Origin of the sequence: Sphingobacterium puteale (genome assembly GCF_050986225.1) — a bacterium.
In the GTDB taxonomy this organism is placed as follows: Bacteria; Bacteroidota; Bacteroidia; order Sphingobacteriales; family Sphingobacteriaceae; genus Sphingobacterium; species Sphingobacterium puteale.
This window is the reverse complement of sequence record NZ_CP158959.1, coordinates 4,711,707-4,730,628: the sequence shown is the minus strand read 5'-3', so window position 1 is coordinate 4,730,628 and position 18,922 is coordinate 4,711,707. Positions and strand designations below refer to the sequence as shown.

Genomic DNA, 18,922 nt, shown 5'->3' with positions numbered 1-18,922 from the left:
TGCCTTCGTCGGTTTAATAGCACAGAAGCTATCATAGACTGAGTTATATAAGCCTCTGAGCTGATTTAAGCCCATGATAATTTCATGCGATTAAAACCATTTTTAGCAATGAAGCTTCCATAAGCTGTCCTCTTTGTTCGTTAATAAACAAATTTGAGCTCATGATGTTTTCATTAGGGTAGATATGTATTTTTTTACAATATCTAAATTTTACCTGGTAAATGCAAGAAAATCGTATGCCAGATTTTTATTCTTTTTTATGAGTTGATTTTGGCAGCTATTTCTGAAGCGTTATTAGCTGCTGATTTCAGAGAGTAGGTAAGAAATGAGGGAATAAAAAAAAGGGATTATTCAGATGAATAATCCCTTTTTTTTGCTGTAAAATATGTTATTATTTTTTCGCTGGTGCTGCAGGTGCTGCTGTAGCAGAAATACCTAATTTTGTTTTAACGGCAGCAGTCAAATCTTCGCCACCTTGGAAATAAGGAATATTTGTGCTTGAGATATCAAATACATAAGCCATACCTTTTTCTTTGGATACTGCGTTTACCGCCTCAGCCACTTTTCTTTGAATTGGAGTAATTAACTCATCTTCTTTTTTACCCAACTCCTCTTGCGCAGCTTGTTGTGCAGTTTGAATACGGGATTGAATATCTTGTAACTCTTGTCCTAATTTATTGATTTCAGGATCAACTGTCTCTTTATTCGCTTCACTTCTGTTACGTAATTTATCATTGGCCTCTTTTTGTTTGGTTTGATAAATGGTAACCATATCTTGAATTTCTTTTGTTTTACCATCGCTCAATGTTTTCAATTGGCCTTCAGCTGTTTTATAATCTGAAGTGGATTGAATGATTTCAGCGAAATTGATATGACCAAGTTTTTGCTGAGCATTTGCGAATTGAGTTGAGAAAAATACTGCCACTATAGCAACCGCACCTTTTAATAAATTTTTCATGCTTTTCATTTTAATCTAATAAGCCATCTCTATGGCAATCTTTTTAGTTTTCTAATTAATTACTATTTGTATTACTTGTGTCCACAATGATAATAAACTCCAGCTTAGTTTGCAAGACTAGGATTAGGTTTATAACCTAATTTTGTAATGACTTCATTACTTTTGTTCAATTTTTGGTTCGCATATAGGAATGTAGACTCTTTTCCTTTATCCATAATGAAATCAAAATTATGTGCGGAAGCTACTTCTTGAATTGCTTTTGAGACACGGTCCTGAATAGGCTTTACCAGTTGCATGCGTCTTTTAAAAAGTTCACCCTCGAATCCGAATTTTTGTTTTTGATAATCTTTAACTTCTTTTTCTCTGGTAACGATTTCGTCCTCACGACGGCGACGCATATCTTCGTTTAATAAAACTTGATCTTTTTGATAAGCCTGATATAATTTTTCTATTTCAGCATATTTTTGATCCACCTCTTCCTGCCATTGCTTAGAAAGATCATCCAATTGTTTTTGTGCGGCGGTATATTCGGGGACATGTTTTAGGATATATTCTGAATCTACATACGCAAGCTGTTGAGCAAATGTCGCTGTAGCACTCACGACTACAAAAGCTATAACTAACAATATTTTTTTCATATTTCCTGTAAGTTTTATAGACTATAAATTTATTATTTAACATTAATTTACTTTATGACAACATATAAACTCAAAAGTTTAATCTGACAAATTGCCTTAAGTAAATTTACGGCTCAAAAATAACAAAAAAGATGCAATCTAACAGATATTTCTCGGGTTTAACACTATTTAACTTGTTGGCCGATTCTCACGATGCCTTTGTATAAAGGGCAGTATGTCTAACCTTTGTTGCTGAAAATAAGTTTGCTTCAATATAGGAAGATTTAAATATATCTCGCATCAAATTTGAAAATTAATTTGATAAAAAAAAGCTACCGTAGTTTGTACGATAGCTTCTTTAATTCAGATTGACCTAAAAGGGGGGAATCACCCTCTATTAGAATCCACCCATATTTTGCATAATGCTAAATGTAAAGTTTTGTTTCCAGGTACTGCTCGGTAATCCTGGGATCGGATCGAATGCGTGACCGTAGTCAATTCCCAGCATACCAAAGATAGGTAGGAAGATACGGGCACCTACGCCCGCCGAACGACGTACTTTAAATGGATTGTATTCAGTGAATTTGTTCCAGGTGTTACCCGCTTCGGCAAATGCCAGTACGTATACCGTTGCTTGATCATTTAACATCACAGGATGACGCAATTCCATTTGATATTTCGTATAGATCGGGCTACCCGAGTTTCTTGCTACGTTTACATTTTGAGTACCTTCTGGAATAATCACACCGTTTGCATAACCACGCATAGCGATAATTTCTGAACCCTGAAGGTAATCAAATCCCTGCATACCATCACCACCCAGCTTGAATCGTTCGAAAGTGGAAATTTCTGTTTTGTTAGAATACTTACCTAAGAAACCAAACTGCGCCTGAGCTTTGAAAACTAACTTTCCTACAATTTTTGCATACCATTGTGAGTCGAATTTCCATTTGTGGTATTCAGTCCAACGGTAACGATCTTGAGGAGTACCGTTTTTATAGTCAATATTATTGAACAATGAATAAGGAGGCGTTAGTTGCACGGAGAATTTGATGTTCGAACCCGAAGTAGGGTAGATCGGTGCATCTATCGAGTTGCGGCTAAATTCCTGTGTCAAGTTAATATTGTATGCCGTACCATTGTCAAACAAAAAATAATTACCATAATTTTGAAGTTTGTAACGTTGGAACGACAATGAAGTATTGGCTTGGAACCAGTTATCTGGCCATTGTAAACGCTTACCTAAAGTTGCCGTGATACCTGTCATCCAAATCCGGTTCAACTCCGAATCTTTGACAATTTGCTCACCAGTATAATAATTGAATCCACCATAAGATGAACTAGAGGTATAAGCACTCAAACCAAAATAAATAGGTTTTTTTCCACCTAACCAAGGTTCTGAGAATGAGAAGCTGTATGATTGGTAACGTTTACCAGAAGTCTGACCACGTACACTTAATTTTTGCCCGTCACCACGAGGAAGAGGCTTCCATGAACTTTTATCAAAGAAATTACTTGTGGAGAAGTTATTAAAGGTTAATCCCAGTGTACCGATGATCTGTCCAGCTCCATAACCTCCCGAAAGCTCTACTTGATCAGAGGGTTTCTCTGTCACATTGTAAACAATATCAACCGTTCCTTCTGCATAGTTCAAATTGGTCGGAACCGGATTTGTTTTTTGTTCATCAAAATTTCCTAATTGGGCAATTTCACGGACACTTCGCATAATTTGCTCTTTTGAGAATTTTTGCCCCGGTTTCGTATAAATGGAACGTAAAACCACACGGTCATTCGTTACATCGTTACCTTTTACAATAACGTTGTTAATGGTATATTGAGCACCTTCATAGACGCGTAAATTCAAATCAATGGTATCATTATAAACACGTGTCTGTTCAGGATCTACGGAGAAAGTCAAATATCCATCATTCATATAGATCGATGAAATATCATCGGAATTTCGACCACCGCCCAGCAATTTGGTATTCAGTTTTTCTTCAGAGAATACATCACCGCGTTTTATCCCTAAAATCTTATTTAATAAGGTGTCGGAATATTTTGCATTTCCTGTCCATACAATATTACCAACGTAATATTTAGGTCCTTCGTAAATGTCAAAATTTACCAATACATTTTTTTCTCCATCCCGAATGACCGTATCCTTTAAGATTTCGGCATCACGATACCCTTTGGCCGCCAGTTTTTTGATCAGATTCTCTTTACCTTCCTTATACTTCTCTTCCTTGAATTTACCAGGGCCAAAAATGCGGTACCACATTTTCTGTTTGATTGGTTTGGCCATTTTTCGCAGTTCTTTCTGTGAAAAATGCTCGTTGCCCGTAAAGGTCATTTTTTTAACCCTCACCTTGTGTTTTTTATCCACATCCGCAATCAGGATTTCATTGTTGGCCTGTGCCGAATCCTTAACTGTTCTTAGTTTAATCTCCGGATATAAGTATGCTTTTTCTTTTAAAAAGCGTTGGATTGTTGCCCGTGTGGTGTTCATCAAATTTTCATTGACGATTTTGCCTGTATTGCTATTTAAACGTTTACGGACTTCTTCAGTTTGGCTTTTGCTCAGTCCATTAATATCAATACGGGTCAAACGAGGGCGTTCTACTACGCGGATGGTCAAAAATATGTTTTCGCCTTCAATTTTGTCTGCCCATAATTCGACATCATCGAAGAGGCCTTGAGCCATCATATCTTTTACTACTTTTGCAGTCGCTTCACTTGGCACTTCCAAATATTGACCTACCGACAATTTAGATATGGTAATTAATACGTTTTTATCCAAAAATTGTGTTCCGGTTACATCAACAGCACTAATTACATAGTTTTTAGGGTTGAGATAACTGATTTTTTCGGGGTCATTTAAGTTGAACGCACCTTTTTCCTGTCCGTAGACAAGTTGCATTGATGAGAGACCAAAAAATAGTATTACGGGTAGTATACGCTTCATTTATCTTGAATTATTGGCGCTAAAGTACACCAATCAGTTGTTAATTTTTGTTAATTAAGAAAATTTAACCAGCTTGTTTTTTTTCAAATCAGTTGACAAATTTAATAAAATCATTTATAACTGCTCACTTGTTTTTCCAAACCTTCTTTCTCTTTGTTGATATTCTACAATTGATTTAAATAAATCTTCTTTCGTAAACTCTGGCCACATCTTCTCTATAAAGCATAGTTCGGAATAGGCAATTTGCCAAAGAAGAAAATTGCTAATGCGAAGTTCTCCACTGGTTCGGATCAATAAATCCGGATCCGGAAGATTTCGGGTATAGAGATTAGCAGAAAAGATATCGTCGTTGATATCTTCAATGGCTATTTCACCTGCATTTACTTTTTTAACCAAATTTCGGGTGGCTTCCACAATTTCCTGACGTGAACTATAGCTCAGAGCGAGCGTTAAAGTACAATGTGTATTGTCTTTGGTGGCGTCAATTGTTTCCTGTAGTTTTTTTTGTGCGTTTGTTGGGAGCTTGCTGATATCTCCAATGGCATTTAATCTAACACCATTTTCCTGAAATGTCTTGATTTCTTTTTTTAAAGAGGAGACCAAAAGTTCCATCAGTGCGATCACTTCTAATTTTGGCCGATTCCAGTTTTCCGCGGAGAATGCGTAGAGTGTTAAAAATTTAATGTTGGCCTGAACACATCCTTCTAAGGCCTCTCTCACTGCTTTCACACCATTTTGGTGTCCGAATACGCGGAGTTTGCCTTTTTGTTTTGCCCAACGGCCATTACCATCCATGATAATGGCAATATGCTGGGGTAATTTAATTTTATCAATTTGATCTAAAAAGCTCATTGTTGCTATTTTCAATAAATTAACACTTTTAGCTTAATCATAGCTTATTTGCGTGTTAAAAACCAGATCCTGGTTGTCTGTGTATTATCTTTAAACGAATTTTGACCTCGCAGAATGAATTCGTTTGATCATTATTGTTGAATCCTCATTATCGATGTTTTATGTACCTTATCTGTGCTTATTTGTTCCAAATATCGATTTTTAATTGGAAATTCAGAAGTACAATATGATAAAGATTAATAGTTTCTGACATCGATACCCCAGAGCAGCTTTTCTCTTAATGTGCTAAAAAAGCTTTCGTGTGGAAGACGAATTAGATTAATCGTAAATGGGGCTTGTTTGATCGTCAGTTTGACCGACGTGTCAATAGACTCGTTTTTTGAGTCACAGCTGAGTATGTATTGATTGCTTCGGCTCTCGATTTCAAGTTCTAGCGTGAATTGATTTGAAATAACGATCGGTCTGACATTAAGGTTATGTGGTGAAATCGGTGTAATGACAAAATTTCCACTTTCAGGCATAATGATCGGACCTCCACAGCTCAGTGAATAGGCTGTGGAACCAGTAGGGGTGGCGATAATCAAGCCATCCGCCCAATAGGAATTGAGCAGTTCACCGTTAATTCGTGCGTTGACCGTGATCATGGCAGAGCTATCATAACGAAATACCGTAATATCATTAAGCGCATAATGATTGCCCTGAAACAAATTGATCTGTTCAGACTCTACGGAAAGAAGAACACGTTTTTGGATATCGTAACGATTGTTTAATATATCATCTATTGCATGTTCGAAATCATTTTTATTAATGGAGGCCAAAAAGCCCAAACGTCCAAAATTAATTCCCGCAATGGGAATTCCAGCGTCTCTAATGAGTGATACGGCGGACAGCATCGTTCCATCGCCGCCTAAACTGAGCATAAGATCTGCACTGTTTTTAATTTCCTCGTATGTATGATAAGTAGGGAATTTAAAATCACATTCAAACTGCGTTGTCAAGAACTTATAAAAGGGGGCATAAACCCAAATATCAACGTTTTTAATAACGAGGTATTTAAATAAGTGCTTCACATGTGCTATAACGGAGGGTTGAAACTCTCGTCCATATATCGCAATTCTCATATTTTTTGAATTTATGGGGCAAAGATGAGAAAAAAACTAATCTTAAATAATTAAATGTTGATGTAATTCATAAGCTGCTGATACCGTTCGGCTGTGTCATCGAATGCGGCAACGGTATTGTGTGTCTCCATAATTATATAATTATGTCTTAAGAATGAATTAAGCAATGCATTGATATTGGATTTATCTACTTTTAACGTCACTTCAATCGAGTCGCTTTCGAGATTTATTTTTGTAGCGCAATTGAGGATTCTACAGTTGTCACTCTCTACCAGGTGTGCAATTTGAGATAATGAAAAGTCATGTAATCCAATTGATAGTACAATAATAGCTCCGGATTCATTTTGAGATTGGATCAATGAAATTGCTTTTAAAATATCTAATTGTGTAGAAACACCGACATATTTGTTATCCTGATCCAAAATAGGAACCAAGGAACTATTATATACAGTCATCATGACCAGGCCATCATAAGGATGTTGGTTAAATTTAAGCTGTATCGGCGCCGTATTAATTTTAATGGCGGAAATAGGAGCTTCTTCATTGTCGGCATCCAATAAAATCGACTCGTTGACGAATCCAATATATTCATCTCCATTTAAAACAACCAATTCTTTACAAAGCATGTCCTGAAGTTTTTCTAATGCCTGCTGTATTGAATCAGCCTTTTGAATGCTGAAATCCGCGTTTGAAAGAAATTGTCCTATTAACATACCCAAACTTAATAAAAAAAAATGATGTGAAAGGGAAATTTTTACAGATCAGATTCCTTCAGGAAACGGTGGCTTTTTTGAGTTTAACGGATAAAATAAAAGTAAGTAATCACATTATTGCAAATAAGTGCAATTTTAATGTTTAAAATTGTACTTTTATTAGCATTCTGTTAGTATTTTTGTCAGCAATTTGATATATGCTTAAATAGGGCAAGTAGGTATTTTTAGTCAGAAAAATAAGATTGATGATTACGAGTGAGAATAAAAAATTTATTGATATACGCGAAGTTATTCACAAAAAAAATGCTGGACTAGCAAAATGGATTCCATCTTTCCTGCTGAACTATCTGAAGAAAACGATCCATGAGGATGAAATCAATGATATCATGACTCGCTTTGCCGATTTGCAAGGGCTGGACTTTGTCGATGCGTTAATCAATGATCTGGGGGTAAAAGTGAACTTATATGGCGCAGAAAATATTCCGGTGTCTGATTCGGTAATTTTTGCATCTAACCATCCCCTGGGTGGATTGGATGGTATTGCGTTTATGCATGCGATCGGAAAGCATCGCCGGGACGTGAAATTTTTGGTCAATGATATCTTGTTAAATATAGGTAATTTGAGGCCTTTATTTGTGGGGGTGAATAAATTAGGGAGTCAGGGTAAACAAGCCATTTCAGCAATTGAGGAAGCTTACGGTGCAGATGATGCCTTACTTGTGTTTCCCGCCGGGCTAGTTTCTAGAAAGCAGAAAGATGGGCGTATTGAAGACCTGGAATGGAAAAAAAGTTTTATTAGTAAAGCAAAAAAATATAAAAAAGATGTCATTCCGGTACTGATTGACGGCAAAAACTCTAAGTTTTTTTATAATTTTGCAAGACTTAGACAAAAAATAGGTCTTAAGGTAAACATTGAAATGTTATATTTACCTGATGAAATGTTTGCCCAGCGCGGGCATACCGTTAACATTATAGTAGGAAAGAGAATCCCTTATACAGCGTTTGATCAATCAAAAAACGAAAAGACTTGGGCTGAAGAAGTGAAAAGAAGGGTTTATGGATTAGCTCAAGAAAAATAGAATTTATGCAAGAAATTATACCTCCAGTTGATAGAGAATTATTGAAAGCCGAATTGAATAAGGAGGTTTTCTTACGCTATACCAACAATGGAAATAACGAAATATACTTAATCAACTATCATAACTCACCAAATGTGATGCGTGAGATCGGTCGGTTACGAGAGTTGACGTTCCGTGGCGCAGGAGGAGGTACAGGGCTTTCCATTGATATTGATGAAAACGATACATGCGAAGACTGTTATGATCAATTGATCGCTTGGAATCCTGAAGATGAAGAAGTTGTTGCGGGATATCGCGTAATTAAATGTGCCGAAGCAGGAAAGTCAAATGGTATTCCCAATTTATCTACAGCTCATTATTTTCAGTTTTCTGATCAGTTTACAAAAGATTATTTACCGTATACAATTGAACTGGGCCGATCGTTCGTGCAACCTAGGTATCAGCCGGCAATTGATAATAGAAAAGGGATTTTTTCGCTAGACAATTTATGGGACGGTTTGGGCGCTTTGGTTATGCTGAACCCTGAAATTAAATACCTTTTTGGAAAAGTAACGATGTATCCGCATTATAATAAGGATGCGAGAGATATGCTGCTTTACTTTATGGATTATTATTTTCCAGATCACGATAAATTGGTTGTTCCGCTTCCTGACCTTGAAATTAAAAATGACTATGATCGTTTTGTGGGTGTTTTTGACGGATTAGATTATAAGGAAGGGTATAAAATATTAAATAGTCATGTCAGGGCATTAGGTGAAAATATTCCACCCTTAATCAATACTTACATGAACTTATCTCCGACGATGAAGTCTTTTGGGACTGCCCGAAATGATGAGTTCGGTACAGTAGAAGAGAAGGGGATATTGATTGTTATTGAAGATGTGTATCCAGTAAAAAAGGAACGACACATGAATACTTTTGAGCGGGACCGTGAATATGGTCGCCGAAAACCCAAACGAGTATAAAATAACAAAGGGATTCAATATTGAATCCCTTTGTTATTTTATACTCTATTTATTTTATTAAAATATAAACAACAAACGCTAACACCGCTCCGGTGATAGGTCCTATAATAGGAATCCATGCATACGACCAATCCGAGTCTCTTTTTTCTTTAATTGGCCAGATTGCGTGAAATAGACGGGGGCCCAAATCCCTCGCAGGATTAATTGCGTAGCCTGTTGTTCCGCCTAATGATAATCCAATAGCCCAAACTAAAAAAGCAACGGGTATGGCACCTAAAGATCCCATTCCAATAGGTTCAGTCTTTCCATTGATGCTCACATCTTGTCCGGTGATAAAAAAGATGACAAAAATTAAGACGAAAGTCCCGATGATTTCGCTCGCTAGATTCGTCGTGGTATTTCGGATGTTTGGGATCGTAGCGAAAACACCTAGTTTTGTGGTAGGGTCGACTGTGGCATCAAAATGATCTTTGTGTATAATGTAAGTTAGCAATGCTCCACAAAAACCGCCCGCAATTTGGGCAAGAATATAGCCAGGCACTTCTGTCCAGGGAAGCGCTTTATGAAGTGCCATGGCGATTGTTACTGCCGGGTTTAAGTGAGCACCTGTGTAAGGGCCTGCGAATACGACTCCGATATATACGGCTAAAGCCCATCCGGTAGTGATGACGATCCAGCCGCTGTTTTCTCCTTTTGTTCCTTTTAAGATCACATTCGCAACAACACCATTACCAAGAAGTAGAAGGAGTGTGGTACCGATAAATTCTGCTAAATAATGGTTCATAAGTATTGGTTAGTTTTCTGTCCAGAATTGCAATGCTTTCACACCTTTGGTCCATTGCTTAATAATCTGCTGGGTTTGTTCTTCTTGTTCTTTTTCGGGTTCAAAAAGACGGTCTTGCGCCCAGAATTTTGAAAGTTCTTGTTCGTCCTTCCAAAAGCCGACCGCCAATCCTGCCAGATAAGCTGCTCCCAGAGCTGTTGTTTCGGTGATTTTAGGTCTAATGACATTGCTGTTCAGTACGTTGGCCTGAATCTGCATCAGAAGATTATTTGCCGTTGCTCCGCCATCCACACGAAGTTCCTTGATCGGTATTCCACTGTCAGCTTCCATGGCCTTTAAAACATCACTGGTTTGGAGTGAGATAGCTTCCAGCGAAGCTCTGGCAATATGCCCGTTTGTCGTTGCCCGTGTTAGTCCGAATATCGTGCCTTGCGCCCTGGCGTTCCAGTAGGGGGCGCCCAGCCCCGCGAAAGTGGGAATAAAGGTTACACCACCGTTATCTTTTTCGGAGAGTGCCAACTGTTCAATATCTGCGGATTTGTAAATAATATTAAGATTATCCCGTAGCCATTGAACCAGTGCGCCGCCTATAAATATACTTCCTTCTAAGGCGTATTCGGTTTTCCCGTTAATCTTCCAGGCTACGGTTGTCAGTAGGTTGTTTTTGGACATAATTGGTTTATTGCCAATATTCATTAACATGAAGCATCCCGTGCCATAGGTGTTTTTTACCATGCCTTTTTCAATGCATTGTTGACCAAAAAGTGCTGCTTGCTGATCTCCGGCAATTCCGGCGATTTTGACTTTATGTGCAAAGATTGTTGTTCTGGACTCACCATATATTTCGCTACTTTCCTTCACCTGAGGCAGCATGGAGGCGGGGATATCAAATAATTCAAGAAGTTCGGCATCCCAGTTCATGGTATGGATATTGAATAGAAGTGTACGTGAAGCATTGGTCACATCGGTAATGTGAACATCTCCACGTGTAAGATTCCATACCAGCCAAGTATCAATTGTGCCGCAGATCAGCTCACCATTCTGGGCTTTTTCTCTTGCGCCATCGACATGGTCAAGAATCCATTTTATTTTCGTTGCCGAAAAATAGGGATCTAGGATAAGTCCCGTTTTTTTCTGGATCATTTCATGTTTGCCCGATTGACGGAGTTCATCACAATAATCCGCAGTACGTTTATCTTGCCATACTATGGCATTGTAGACCGGTTTGCCGCTTTCCTTTTCCCATACAACAATAGTTTCCCGTTGATTGGTTATTCCGATGGCGGCGATGTTTTTGCCATTCAGTCCGGCCTTTGTTGTTGCTTCGGCAGTGACACCGGCTTGCGTCGACCAGATTTCATGTGGGTCATGTTCTACCCATCCCGGTTTTGGGAATATTTGTGTAAATTCTTTTTGAGCAATTGAAACGATATTTCTTTCTTTATCAAAAATGATGGCTCTGGAGCTCGTTGTTCCCTGATCCATGGCCAATATGTATTGTTGTTCCATAATTGATTACTGCTGGTTATTTTTGTATTAGCTTAAGATATAATTTTTTGCAACTTTCTCGAAATTTTCTATTTGATTTTTTTGCCAGTTCTCGTCTTTACCTAATTCTTGAGCGATTATTTTAGCGACTTCAGGAGCTGCGGCAATCGCTGCCTTGGCATCGAGAAATAGAATGCGCACACGACGTGAAAGTACGTCTTCTACTGTTTGTGCCAATTCATTGCGGACAGCCCACACCACTTCAGCTTTTTTAAATTCTAGATGATCCACTATTTTTTCACCCCAGACGGGATTTTCTTGGGCGAGCGCATGTATCGCTTCCTGGTCAGCACCATAAATATACATGTGGTTGCTTCTGTCGGTTGTAGGGATGGCGCTATAAATCTTTTGTGTCGCAGAGTTGCTTTCCTTCTTGGGTAAACAGCCAATTTTAATTGCTTTATCGACTGTATCTTGTCCCATTCTGCGAAAGGTCGTCCATTTTCCTCCAGTTAGCGTCAGTAATTTTGAATCGCTGACAATAACTTTGTGGCTTCGGGAAATTTCTTTGGTTTTGTTGGAATTCGCGGTTGGAGCTGCGAGGGGCCGAAGACCGGCAAATACAGTAAGTGCATCTTGACGGGTGGGTTGTTTGGTGAGATAGCGTCCGGCAGTTGTTAAGATGAAGTCGATTTCTTGTTCCAGCGCTACAGGTTCAAGACTATGTTCGTCAATAGGTGTATCTGTGGTTCCTGCAATAACCCGATTGTGCCATGGAACAAGAAAGAGCACCCGGCCATCGTCAGTTTTAGGGATCATGATCGCATCGTCACCGGGGAGGAAGGATTTATCAAAAACAAGATGTACACCTTGACTTGGTCTCACCATTTGTTTTGCTTCGGGTTTATCCATTTTTAGAACATCATCGACAAAAATTCCCGTAGCATTGATGACAGCTTTGCCTTGGATCGTGAAAACTTCTCCTGTGTCAGTATCTTGTGCAATAACACCATTTACTTGGCCAGCATTATTTTTGGTAAGATTGGTTACGCGTATATAGTTCAGTGCTACACCACCCATTTGAATGCAGGTTTGTGCAACATTGACCGCGAGTCTTGAGTCGTCAAATTGACCATCCTGATAGACAACGCCGCCATAGAGCCCCTTTGCCCGCACTGTGCTGATTCTTCGTTGTGTTTCCTCCTTGTTAATATGTATGGATTTTCCTAGGCTTAGTTTACCCGCTAGGAAATCGTATATTTTCATGCCAATGGTGTAGAAAGGGCCGTCAAACCAACTGTAGTTTGGGATTATAAAAGATTGATTTTTAACCAGATGAGGTGCGTTTTGCTGTAGTAAGCCCCTTTCATGAAGTGCTTCTCTGACCAGGGAGATATCTCCTTGGGCGAGGTAACGTACACCGCCATGAACAAGCTTTGTTGCTTTGCTGGATGTGCCTTTGGCAAAATCGACTTGTTCCAATAATATCGTTTTGAATCCTCTACTAAGTGCGTCCAGTGCAACACCTAAGCCACTAGCTCCACCTCCTATCACGATAACATCCCACTCACTTGTGTCTTTTATTCTTTCTATTAATCTTGACCTTTTGAATTCTTTTAGTTTCATTTTGTTTCGTTTTTGGTCTGAGTTTATATCTCTTAGTATGAATCGCTTTAGTCGATTAGTGCTAAGTTATAGTATATTTGCGAGATTCTAAAGGAATTTGTTAAAATTATTTTAGAATATTTTATGTTTTATTTTCTTTTGTTTTGTTTTGATATATATATGTTTTTATTGTTTTAAATAGTTCGTTACTGCCGTTTTTTTTGTGGAAATTTTTAAAATAATTAAGGTAACATTGTCACGATGGCCCTATGGATGTCCCTTGTCTTTTTTTAAAAAAAAGAGCGATATAATGTTTAACCATTATAATAGGCTTATGTTTTGGTTTGGAAAAATGATTTTGTAATTTTAAATCATCAATAATTTGTTGAATAATGAGAAGAATTAAATTGTTGTTTTTAGGAATGGGGGTCGTTATGGGTATTCAATTGCCACATTCGATTGCCTTTGCGCAGGAAGCCCCGAAGATTCAGTCAGAATTTTCCAGGCCATATCATCCTGAGGCTGATGCACAGAAAGATATTGATAGCTTATTGAAATTGGCCAAAAAGGAAAAGAAGAATGTCATTATACAGGCCGGTGGGAATTGGTGTGTATGGTGTCTGCGATTTAATGATTATATCCATAAAACGGCCAGCATAGACAAATTATTAAAAAGTCGTTTTCTCTATTATCACCTAAATTATTCGAAAGAAAACAAGAATGAGGCGGTTTTCCAGAAGTATGCACCTGAGGGTGGAAAGTTAGGGTATCCATTTTTTATCGTATTGGATATAAACGGAAAGACACTTCATATACAGGAAAGTGGTAGTATGGAAAAAGACAAAAGCTATGACGAAGAAAAAGTATTGAAATTTTTTAATACTTGGGTAGCGAAATAAAAACGAACTATTGCTGCATTTCTTAAAAGAAAATCCGTTAAAAAATATCGAAAAATCCACCACAAGCAAGCTCCTGGATAATGGGGCTGCTTTGTTATGTGGCAAAGGTGTATAAGAATGGTACTGTATTAGATTTGCTGCATAGCGGTGTATTAGATCAGATGCATTAAGAGAAGAACTTAATTATTGATACTGGTTTGATCATGGTACTATACCGAGTTAAAACGTACTTTATACGGTTTTATCCGGACGAGGACCGAATAAGGTCCCCATTAAGTCCGGATAAAGTCCTTATTAAGTATCGACTTGTTATGAGATTACATGCTGTCGGTTTCGTAGATTGATAGGGGAGGTTATTAGATTGCAAAAGATCGGAAAAAGTAGGGAGCTACTTAAAAGAAAAAGTCTCAACCCTAAGATCGAGACCTTTCCCACTATCGTTGATTTGCATATCTCCTTACTAAAAAGATACGTTAAAATTTATAGCATCATTTTTTTCAAACGGAATATCTTATTGATAGCCTAATAGCTTCATGACCTGTTTGGAATTTTGTTCCTCCCCAAAGACTTCGTAATTGAAAGTTTCATCTCTATTTCTTCGTACCAATACATGTTTAGGTGAAGGAAGCAGACAATGATGAATTCCACCGTATCCACTCAATACATCTTGATAGGCTCCGGTGTGGAAGAATCCTAGGTATTGTACTTTACGTGTTTTAGGCATAAATACAGAGTTCATGTGTGCTTCCTGATTATAATAATCCTGGCCATCACAGGTGATCCCACCTAAGTTCACGCGTTCATATTCCGAATCCCAATTGTTGATTGGTAATAAAATGTATTTTTGGTTTAAAGCCCAAACGTCCGGTAAGTTGGTAATGAAAGACCCGTCAATCATAAACCAACGTTCGCGATCATTTTGTTGCTTACGGCCCAAAACTTTATAAAGAATTCCTGACGCTTCAGCGACTGTATATTTGCCAAATTCAGTAATGATATCCGGTTCCATGACTTCATGGTGCGCGCAGATCTGTTTGATCCTGTTGACAATTTCATTGACCATATATTCATAATCGAAATCATGCACCAATGAATCCTTAAAAGGCATGCCGCCACCAATATCCAAAGTGTCTAAATCAGGATTTACTTTTTTGAATTTACAATAGAGAGTGACGTATTTCTCCAACTCATTCCAGTAATACGGTGTGTCTGATATCCCCGAATTAATAAAAAAATGAAGTAGCTTCACCTTAAAATTTGGATTGTCAACAATCTTATTATTGTAAAAATCGATGACATCTTCTTGGCGAATGCCCAATCTGGAGGTGTAAAATTGAGAATCTGGCTGCTCCTCTGAAGCGACCCGGATTCCCAAAGCACATGGTTCGTCTAATTCAATCTCATCATCATAGAGATTGAATTCTTCCTTATTGTCCAAGACAGGAATAATGTTTGTATAACCATCATGGATCATATCAACAATATACTGTTTGTACTGATAGGTTTTAAATCCATTACAGATGACTGTAATGTCTTTTGTTACGGTACCTTGTCTTTCCAATGAATCGATCATCGGCATGTCAAACGCAGATGAAGTTTCAAGGTGGATATCATTTTTCAAAGCTTCTTCTACAATATGCTTGAAATGGGAAGATTTAGTACAATAACAGTATTTGTAAGATCCGCGATAGTTGTGTTTCAGAATGGCGGTCTGAAAAAGGATTTTCGCTTGTTGAATTTTTTTGCTGACGATAGGCAAATAGGTAAAACGTAACGGCGTACCGTACGTTTCTATCATTTCCATTAAATTCAAATCGTGGAAATACAATTCGTCGTCGATGATTTCGAATCCGTCCTGCGGAAAACCAACACTTAAGTCAAGAAATTCCTGATAGCTCTGCATTTTTTATTATTTTTGCAAAGATATACTTTAATGGTGAATACCTAAATAAGGAATGTTATTTATTTCCAGTTCACTATCAGGAAGTTGTAAAATTTACAAAATCATTAAATGGCAAATTCTATTCAAAGGCGACTTGTTGAAGTCACAGTACAGGCTGTTAAAGCGCTTTACAATGCAGATATTTTAGAACATCAGATAGCTTTACAAGCGACTCGAAAGGAGTTTGAAGGGCAGATTACGATCGTAACTTTTCCCGTAACGCGCTTCTCAAAATCTTCTCCGGAACAGACCGGAGCAGTAATCGGCGCCTATTTACAGCAGCATATTACTGAAATCTCAGGCTTCAACGTAATAAAAGGCTTTTTGAATATCGTGCTTTCTGATGACTACTGGGTTTCCTTGTTGAACGAAACGATTGTGGCCAAAGATTTTGGAACCTTTCCTGCGAACGGAAAGAAATTGATGGTCGAATATTCTTCACCAAATACAAATAAGCCATTGCATTTGGGGCATATACGAAATAATCTATTAGGGTATTCTGTTGCTGAAATTCTGAAAGCTTACGGTTACGAAGTCATTAAAGCAAATTTAGTGAATGATCGCGGTATACATATTTGTAAATCCATGTTGGCCTGGCAGAAATTCGGCGCGGGAGAGACGCCTGAATCTACAGGAATGAAGGGCGATCACCTTGTTGGGAAATATTATGTCATCTTCGATAAGGAGTATAAGAAAGAAATTGAAGCACTGAAAGCCGAGGGGCAATCAGAAGATGAGGCGAAAAAGAATGCGCCCTTGATGAAAGAGGCTCAGGCTATGCTTCAAAAATGGGAGGCAGGAGACGAAGAGGTAATCAGGCTTTGGAAAACCATGAATAGTTGGGTCTATGCCGGTTTTGAAAAAACTTATAAACAGCTGGGGGTAGACTTTGATAAATATTATTACGAATCCGACACCTATCTTTTGGGGAAAGATATTATTCAGGAGGGGCTGGACAAAGGCGTTTTCTTTAAGAAAGAAGACAATTCGGTCTGGATAGATCTGACAGAGGAAGGATTAGACCAAAAATTGGTTCTCCGTGGAGATGGTACTTCAGTCTATATTACACAGGATTTGGGTACTGCTCAGCTTAAATATGATGAGTTCAAAATGAGTGAATCCATTTACGTTGTCGGTAATGAGCAGGATTACCATTTCAAGGTCTTGTTTTTGATCCTCAAAAAACTGGGGAAATCATGGGCCGACGGTTTGTTCCATTTATCTTATGGCATGGTTGATTTACCTTCCGGTAAAATGAAGTCGCGTGAGGGAACGGTTGTGGATGCCGACGACTTAATGGCCGAAATGCTTAAAACAGCACAGGAACGTACGGAAGAACTTGGGAAAACCGAAGGTCTGGCTGAAGATGCCAAGGCTACACTTTATAACACCATTGGGATGGGGGCGTTGAAATACTTCTTGTTAAAAGTAGACCCAAAGAAACGTCTATTGTTTGATCCAAACGAATCGGTAGATTTTCAGGGGCATACCGGGCCTTTTATCCAATATACACATGCGCGCATCAAGTCTGTTTTGAGTAAGGCTGAATTTGATGCAAATAGTCCGGTATCAGTACTTCCATCTATTTCATCTTATGAGCGTGATTTGATTCAGCAGTTGGGTGCCTTCCCCGAAACCATTGAGGCATCTGCACAGGAATTTAGTCCAGCGCAATTGGCCAATTACGTTTACGAGGTCGCCAAGTTATATAATAAATTTTATCACGAAGAGAGTATATTAAAGGCCGAAGCCAACGATGTAAAGAATTTTAGATTACATCTATCAGCGGCAGCAGCGAAAGTTATCGCCAAAGGAATGGGCTTGTTGGGTATATGTGTGCCGGAAAGAATGTAACGATATGAGGAAGATTCGTGTTGGCCTTATAGGCTTTGGTATTTCAGGGCAGGTTTTTCATGCTCCTGTTATGCGTTCTGTCGCGGCACTGGAACTTGTAAAGGTTACCGCGCGCAAGGCTGAGCAACAGACGCTATTGAAAGAGCGCTTTCCGCAAGTGGAAATTGCACTGTCCGCTGATGAAATTTTTGCCGATGAAACCATTGAACTGGTCGTGGTTGCTACATCTAACGATATGCATTATCCAATGGCAAAACGTGCTTTGGAGGCTGGGAAACATGTCGTTGTTGAAAAACCGTTTACAAATACCGTAGAACAGGCAGATGAGTTGATGGCGCTCGCCAGAGAAAAGAATTTGGTGCTTGCTCCCTACCATAATCTGAGATTTACTTCGGATTATCGAACGGTAGAGAAAATTATAAAAGGTGGCCGATTGGGACGGATCGTAAATCTGGAATCAAGATTTGACCGTTTTCGGAATTATTTGAGACCCAATGCATGGCGTGAAGAGAATCTGCCCGGATCAGGTATATTTTACGATTTAGGTCCGCATCTTATCGACCAGGCTTTGCAATTATTTGGGAAACCGAATGCCGTATTTGCAGACCTTGCGATACAACGGGATCACGCAAAGACCATTGATAATTTTGACTGTATTTTGTACTACGATAATTTGAGAGTTTCGCTCAAAGGATCAATGCTTGCGAAAGAACCCACTCCACGATATCGCCTCTTTGGTATGAACGGAAATTTTGTAAAAAATGGTGTTGATCCCCAAGAAGCATTATTGCGGGACGGTAAGTTTCCTGATGAAGACCCCAATTGGGGAGAAGAGCAGCCCAGTATCTATGGTAAACTGAACATTATTGAAGAAGGTAAAGATGTGGAAGAAATTATTGTGTCAGAAAAAGGTTCTTATCCTGATTTTTATCAAAATGTTGCGAATACTATTTTAGGTCAAGCCACCTTAATAGCTTCGCCGGAGCAGGCTCGGGATGTGATTCGTATCATCGAACTTGGTTACCGGAGTCAATCGGAAAGACGGGTCATTTCAACGGAAGATCAATTGATTGCTTATTAATA

At 38.5% G+C, this 18,922-nt stretch carries 15 protein-coding genes; 5 read left to right on the top strand and 10 right to left on the bottom strand.

Annotated features, from left to right (window positions below; all coding sequences use genetic code 11):
- Nucleotides 1-391: 391 nt before the first annotated feature.
- From ABTV71_RS20135 to ABTV71_RS20110, 6 genes are all read right to left on the bottom strand, one after another.
- Complete coding sequence (locus ABTV71_RS20135) at nt 392-958, bottom strand: OmpH family outer membrane protein (RefSeq protein WP_121124124.1); 567 nt, start codon at nt 956-958, stop codon at nt 392-394.
- A gap of 104 nt (nt 959-1,062) precedes the next feature.
- Nucleotides 1,063-1,596, bottom strand: coding sequence for an OmpH family outer membrane protein (locus tag ABTV71_RS20130; protein ID WP_121124002.1), 534 nt, complete (start codon nt 1,594-1,596; stop codon nt 1,063-1,065).
- A 376-nt stretch (nt 1,597-1,972) separates the two neighbouring features.
- A complete protein-coding gene (bamA, locus tag ABTV71_RS20125) occupies nt 1,973-4,537 on the bottom strand; it encodes an outer membrane protein assembly factor BamA (protein WP_108633011.1) in 2,565 nt (854 codons plus the stop codon).
- Nucleotides 4,538-4,651: 114 nt separating this feature from the next.
- Nucleotides 4,652-5,389 (bottom strand): isoprenyl transferase, encoded by a 738-nt coding sequence (locus ABTV71_RS20120; protein WP_121124000.1) that lies wholly within the window; start codon nt 5,387-5,389, stop codon nt 4,652-4,654.
- 236 nt (nt 5,390-5,625) lie between these two features.
- The gene (locus ABTV71_RS20115; protein ID WP_121123998.1) at nt 5,626-6,510 is read right to left on the bottom strand and encodes an NAD kinase; all 885 of its coding nucleotides are present in this window, start codon (nt 6,508-6,510) and stop codon (nt 5,626-5,628) included.
- Between the two features lie 50 nt (nt 6,511-6,560).
- Nucleotides 6,561-7,223, bottom strand: a complete 663-nt coding sequence (locus ABTV71_RS20110; protein ID WP_121123996.1) for a CBS domain-containing protein — start codon at nt 7,221-7,223, stop codon at nt 6,561-6,563.
- Nucleotides 7,224-7,468: 245 nt separating this feature from the next.
- On the opposite strand from ABTV71_RS20110, the gene ABTV71_RS20105 reads away from it, so the two are divergent.
- Both ABTV71_RS20105 and ABTV71_RS20100 read left to right on the top strand, forming a co-directional pair.
- On the top strand, nt 7,469-8,302 hold the full coding sequence (locus tag ABTV71_RS20105; RefSeq protein WP_108633015.1) for a 1-acyl-sn-glycerol-3-phosphate acyltransferase: 834 nt from the start codon (nt 7,469-7,471) through the stop codon (nt 8,300-8,302).
- A gap of 5 nt (nt 8,303-8,307) precedes the next feature.
- Nucleotides 8,308-9,267, top strand: coding sequence for a GNAT family N-acetyltransferase (locus ABTV71_RS20100; RefSeq protein WP_121123993.1), 960 nt, complete (start codon nt 8,308-8,310; stop codon nt 9,265-9,267).
- A 49-nt stretch (nt 9,268-9,316) separates the two neighbouring features.
- On the opposite strand, the gene ABTV71_RS20095 is transcribed toward ABTV71_RS20100, so the two are convergent.
- Genes ABTV71_RS20095 through ABTV71_RS20085 form a run of 3 tightly spaced genes read right to left on the bottom strand, consistent with a single transcriptional unit; the run spans nt 9,317 to nt 13,165 of the window.
- On the bottom strand, nt 9,317-10,051 hold the full coding sequence (locus tag ABTV71_RS20095; RefSeq protein WP_433900834.1) for an MIP/aquaporin family protein: 735 nt from the start codon (nt 10,049-10,051) through the stop codon (nt 9,317-9,319).
- A gap of 9 nt (nt 10,052-10,060) precedes the next feature.
- On the bottom strand, nt 10,061-11,560 hold the full coding sequence (gene glpK / locus ABTV71_RS20090; RefSeq protein WP_121123989.1) for a glycerol kinase GlpK: 1,500 nt from the start codon (nt 11,558-11,560) through the stop codon (nt 10,061-10,063).
- A 27-nt stretch (nt 11,561-11,587) separates the two neighbouring features.
- A complete protein-coding gene (locus ABTV71_RS20085) occupies nt 11,588-13,165 on the bottom strand; it encodes an FAD-dependent oxidoreductase (RefSeq protein ID WP_433900833.1) in 1,578 nt (525 codons plus the stop codon).
- A 371-nt stretch (nt 13,166-13,536) separates the two neighbouring features.
- Here ABTV71_RS20085 and ABTV71_RS20080 point away from each other — a divergent pair, with 371 nt between their 5' ends.
- Nucleotides 13,537-14,043 carry a thioredoxin family protein gene (locus ABTV71_RS20080; RefSeq protein WP_121123985.1) on the top strand — a complete coding sequence of 169 codons (507 nt, stop codon included), beginning with the start codon at nt 13,537-13,539 and terminating at the stop codon, nt 14,041-14,043.
- A 511-nt stretch (nt 14,044-14,554) separates the two neighbouring features.
- Here the strand turns inward: ABTV71_RS20080 and ABTV71_RS20075 are convergent.
- Complete coding sequence (locus ABTV71_RS20075) at nt 14,555-15,946, bottom strand: arginine decarboxylase (protein WP_121123983.1); 1,392 nt, start codon at nt 15,944-15,946, stop codon at nt 14,555-14,557.
- Nucleotides 15,947-16,054: 108 nt separating this feature from the next.
- On the opposite strand from ABTV71_RS20075, the gene argS reads away from it, so the two are divergent.
- Nucleotides 16,055-17,839, top strand: coding sequence for an arginine--tRNA ligase (argS, locus tag ABTV71_RS20070; protein ID WP_433900832.1), 1,785 nt, complete (start codon nt 16,055-16,057; stop codon nt 17,837-17,839).
- 4 nt (nt 17,840-17,843) lie between these two features.
- Nucleotides 17,844-18,920, top strand: a complete 1,077-nt coding sequence (locus tag ABTV71_RS20065) for an oxidoreductase (RefSeq protein WP_433900831.1) — start codon at nt 17,844-17,846, stop codon at nt 18,918-18,920.
- Nucleotides 18,921-18,922: the final 2 nt, after the last annotated feature.